Below are 4,667 nucleotides of genomic sequence, written 5' to 3'. Positions count from 1 at the left end.
CCCCGCGACGCCGAGGCCGGCGCCCGACACGTCGCCGACCCGCCACGGCAGCACCTCGGGCCAGAACCGCTCCCGCTGGAAGGCGTACGTGGGCAGGTCGACCCGGGCGGCGCCGGTGTCGGCGAACCACTCCCGCCAGGACACCGGCAACCCGTGCACGTGCAGCTCGGCGAGGGCGTGCAGCAGCGCCTGCGCCTCGGGCCGGTCCCGGCGCTGGGCTGCGACGGCGAGCACGTCGTCGTCGGGCAGCACGTCGGGCGTCATCGCGGTCAGTACGCTCTGCGGGCCGACCTCCAGGAAGGTGTCGACCCCGGCGGCGCGCAGCGCGGCGAGCCCGTCGGCGTAGCGGACCGCCTCGCGGACGTGCCGTACCCAGTAGTCGGCGGTGCGGATCTCGTCGGCGTCGGCGAGCGCACCGGTCAGGTTCGACACGATCGGCAGCGTGGGGGCGGCGAGGTCCAGCCGCTCGACGATGCCGCGGAAGCGCTCCAGCACCGGCTCCATCAGCGGGCTGTGGAACGCGTGACTGACGGCCAACCGGCGGGTTCGCACACCCCGGTCGCGCCAGACGCGGTCCACCTCGTCGAGGGCGTCGACGGCGCCGGAGACCACGACGGAGGTCGGGCCGTTGACGGCCGCGACGCCGACCCGGTCGGTCAGCCCGGCGATCGACTCCGTCACGGCCGCCTCGTCGGCGGCCACGGCGAGCATGCCGCCGCCGTCGGGCAGCGACTGCATGAGCCGGCCCCGCGCCGCCACCAGCAGGCAGGCGTCCTGGAGGGACAGCACCCCGGCCACGTGCGCGGCGGCGATCTCACCGATCGAGTGCCCGCCCACGAAGTCCGGCACCACGCCGAACGACTCCACGAGGCGGAACAGCGCCACCTCGACGGCGAAAGAAGCCCGCCCTGGGGGAACGCGGTCTGGTTCAGCAAGGTCCGCCTCGGCGGAGCCCTCCGGCGCGAACCAGCCCCCCCCCTGAAGCGGGCGCGGCAGCACCCGGTCGAGATGCCCGCACGCCTCGTCGAGGGCGGCGGCGAAGACGGGGAACTCGGCGTACAGCTCGCGGCCCATGCCGGTGCGCTGCGCGCCCTGGCCGGAGAAGAGCACCGCCAGCGGACCGCGGTCCCCGGCCTGGCCCGTGACCACGGTGCCCGACGGCGCGCCCGCCGCCAGGGACTCCAGGCCCGTCAGCAGGCCCGCACGGTCCCCGGCGAGCACCACCGCACGCCGGTCGAGCGTCGAGCGGGACACCACCGACGACCAGGCGACATCGAGCGGGCGCGGCTTCTCGTCGTCGCTGAGCCAACGGGCCAGCCGGTCCGCCTGCGCGGCGAGCGCGGCCGGCTGCGCGGCGGAGAGCAGCATGGGCACGACGGCGGGACGGCGGGACGGGGTGGCGCGGTCGCCGGCCGGGTCGGGGGTCGGCGACTGCTCCAGGATTAGGTGGGCGTTTCGTGTTTTTTTTGCCGAAGGACACACGCCCGCCCTGCGGACGTGCTCGCCGCCGGCCCACGGGCGTCGCTCGTCGAGCAGGCCACGGCCCTTTTTTACAGTCGACGTGCGGTGAGGGCCGGTCCACGTGCAGGGGTGGGCGGCAGCACGCCGTGCCGCATCGCCATCACATCTTGATGACCCCGTCCGGCGCCGGCCGCGGGCCTGCGGGTGGTCCGATGTTGGTTCTCGGTTTAGGTAAGCGACGGCGTCCACGTCGGACGGACTGAGCCGGGCGTTCTCCAGCGCCTGCCGGATCACCCGCTGCTGCGCGGGGCCGTTGGGGGCGGTCAGCCCGCTGCTGGCGCCGTCCTGGTTGACGGCGCTGCCCCGGATCACCGCCAGGACGGGGTGCCCGTTGCGCCGGGCGTCGGAGAGCTTCTCGACGAGCAACATGGCGACGCCCTCGGACCAGCCGGTCCCGTCGGCGTCGGCGGAGAACGCCTTGCACCGCCCGTCGGAGGCGAGCCCCCGCTGGCGGGAGAACTCGACGAAGGCGCCCGGCGTGGCCAGCACTGTGACGCCGCCGGCCACGGCGAGGGAGCACTCACCGTCGCGCAGGGCCTGACCGGCGAGGTGCAGGGCGACCAGCGACGAGGAGCAGGCGGTGTCGATGGTGACGGCCGGCCCCTCCAGCCCGAAGGAGTACGCCAGCCGGCCGGACATGACGCTCGCGGCGGTGCCGGTGAGGACGTAGCCCTCCGTGCCCTCGGGCAGTTGCCGCAGCACGGACGTGTAGTCCTGCCCCGCGGTGCCGACGAACACCCCCGGTACGGCCTGCCCCGCACCGACGCGGCGTCGATGCCGGCCCGCTCGAAAGACCTCCCAGGTCACCTCGAGCAGGAGGCGCTGCTGCGGGTCCATGGCCAGCGCCTCGCGCGGCGAGATCCCGAACAGGGTCGGGTCGAACAGACCCGCGTCGCGCAGGAAGCCACCCCGGTTGCTGTACGTGGTGCCGGGGTGGTCGGGGTCGGGGTCGTAGAGCCGGTCGAGGTCCCAGCCCCGGTCGTCGGGGAACGCGCCGGTGGCGTCCACCCCGCCGGCGACGACGTCCCAGAGGTCTTCAGGTGAGGCGACGCCACCGGGGAAACGGCAGGCCATGCCGACGATCGCGATCGGCTCGGCGTCCTCGTCCTCCAGCTCGGTCAGGCGCCGACGCGCCAGGCGGAGCTCGGAGGTCACCCACTTCAGGTGTTCGAGGAGCTTGTCTTCGTCCGCCATGACCCACCCGCCCAGAGCTTGCTATCGATCGGAATCTGCCGATTCGTTGACCACACCACCGCCGGCGGGCCGGCTTCGTGCACAGGTGGGTGCAGACGCGGCCGTTCGGCTCACGAAACCCACACCTGTTCCTGATTCCGGTCGTCGTGCCTGCTCAGGCGCCCGCCACGCCGGACAGTCCCGCCGACACACGCCCGCCACCGTGACTGGACGGTACTGAGCGCCCAACACCCGCCCAACCCCTAGAGAACCCCTGATCGACCGGCCCGCGGGCGGCGTCCCGGCAGGCTCCGGGAGCGGCGGTGACCAGCGCCACGAGGGCCATTCAGGCGGCCGACGGCAGGATGCGGCGCAGCCGGCCGGGGGGCGTCGACCGGCGGCGCCACTCCCGCGGGTAGCCGACCGAGACCTCTTCGAACCGGACCCCGTCGTACCAGGTGGTGCGCGGGATGTGCAGGTGACCGTAGACGGCGACGCGGGCGTCGAAGCGGACGTGCCAGTCGGCAGTGGTCTCGGTGCCGCACCACTGGGCGAACTCCGGGTACCGCAGGATCCGGGTGGGCTCGCGTACGAGCGGGAAGTGGTTGACCAGGACGGTGGGCAGCCCGCCGCGCTCGGCGGTGAGCCGGCGCTCCGTCAGGGCCAGCCGCGCCCGGCACCAGGCGTCCCGCGTCGGGTACGGGTCCGGGTGCAGCAGGATCTCGTCGGTGCAGACCACGCCGACCTCGTGGGCCCGTGCCAGGGCCTGCTCCTTCGTGTACGTCCCCGGGGGCCGGAAGGTGTAGTCGTAGAGCAGGAACAGCGGCGCGATCAGGACCGGGTCGTCGCCCTGCGGGTCCCAGACGGGGTACGGGTCCTCCGGAGTCACCACCCCGAGCCCCCGGCACAGCTCCACCAGGTGCTGGTAGCGCGCGTCCCCCCGCAGCTGGATCGGGTCCTCGCGGGGAGTCCACAGCTCGTGGTTGCCGGGGGCCCAGATGACCTTGGCGAAGCGGCGGCTGAGGAGTCCCAGCGCCCACTCGATGTCGCCGACGAACTCCCCGACGTCGCCGGCGACGACGAGCCAGTCGCCGTCGCGCTCCGGCCGCAGCCGCTCGACGATGGCCTTGTTCTCCGCGTGCACCACGTGCAGGTCGCTGATGGCGAGCAGTTGAGGCAAGCCGGATCCGGCCATGCGGACCTCCCGTCCATCCGGGGTACCGCACGCACCCACATCCGTACCGCTCGGCTGCCGGTGGGCAGGGCGAGACGGCCTGGCGTGCTCCGACCCTACGGAGCCGGATCCACACCGGCACACCCCTAGACAGGCTTCGTGGACCCCTAAGGGCGCGCCTGCCCGACGGTGCCGGTCAGGCGTCCGGCGCCGTCGGGTGCCCCTTTTCCCGGCCCGTCCCGCCGGGTCGGGCAGTGTCCGCTCAGGACTTGCCGAACTCCCGCTGGATGATGTCGAAGAGCTCGTCCCGGCTGGCCGACTCCAACTCCTCGGCGGCGGCCGGCGCCGGTGCGGTGGCGGCGGGTCGGCCCCGCCACCGGGTCAGCAGGTCCTCCAGCCGACCGACGACCGCGTCGTCGACCTGGTCGCCCGGCAGCCCGCCGAGGAGCTTGTCGAGGCGTTCGATCTCGGCCACGATCGGCAGCGCCGGCTGCTCGGGCGCCAACTCGGCCCGCAGGTGATCGGCGAGCGCGTTCGGGGTGGGATGGTCGAAGACGAGGGTGGCGGGCAGTCCGATGCCCGTTGCGGCGGTCAGCCGGTTGCGCAGCTCGACTGCGGTGAGCGAGTCGAAGCCCAGTTCGAGGAAGCCGCGGGCGGGCCTGATCCTGCTCGGCGTGGCGTGTCCCAGCACCGCCGCGGCGGTGCCGCGGACCAGGTCGAGCAGGATGCGGTCGCGCTCCGGCCCGGAGGCGGCGGCGAGCCGCTCGCGCAGCGCCGACGCCGCGCCGCGGTCCTCGCC

At 73.9% G+C, this 4,667-nt stretch carries 3 protein-coding genes; all 3 read right to left on the bottom strand.

Annotation, left to right across the window (positions count from 1 at the left end):
- Positions 1–2,715, bottom strand: a 2,715-nt coding sequence (locus MCBG_RS30945) for a type I polyketide synthase (protein WP_198033366.1), incomplete at its 3' end; no start/stop codon positions are given.
- A 325-nt stretch (positions 2,716–3,040) separates the two neighbouring features.
- Positions 3,041–3,889, bottom strand: coding sequence for a metallophosphoesterase family protein (locus tag MCBG_RS30940; RefSeq protein ID WP_043331321.1), 849 nt, complete (start codon positions 3,887–3,889; stop codon positions 3,041–3,043).
- A gap of 241 nt (positions 3,890–4,130) precedes the next feature.
- The coding region (locus MCBG_RS30935; protein ID WP_043331320.1) for an acyl carrier protein at positions 4,131–4,667 on the bottom strand (537 nt) is incomplete at its 5' end.

Origin of the sequence: Micromonospora sp. M42, from assembly GCF_000568915.1 — a bacterium.
Lineage (GTDB): Bacteria > Actinomycetota > Actinomycetes > Mycobacteriales > Micromonosporaceae > Micromonospora > Micromonospora chalcea.
The sequence above is the reverse complement of the archived record's forward strand: the minus strand, read 5'-3'. Positions and strand labels throughout refer to the sequence as shown.

What these genes read in the sequence shown, in the direction of transcription:
- MCBG_RS30940 (WP_043331321.1), bottom strand. Translation starts at nt 3,889, where the DNA reads ATGGCCGGATCCGGCTTGCCTCAACTGCTCGCCATCAGCGACCTGCAC.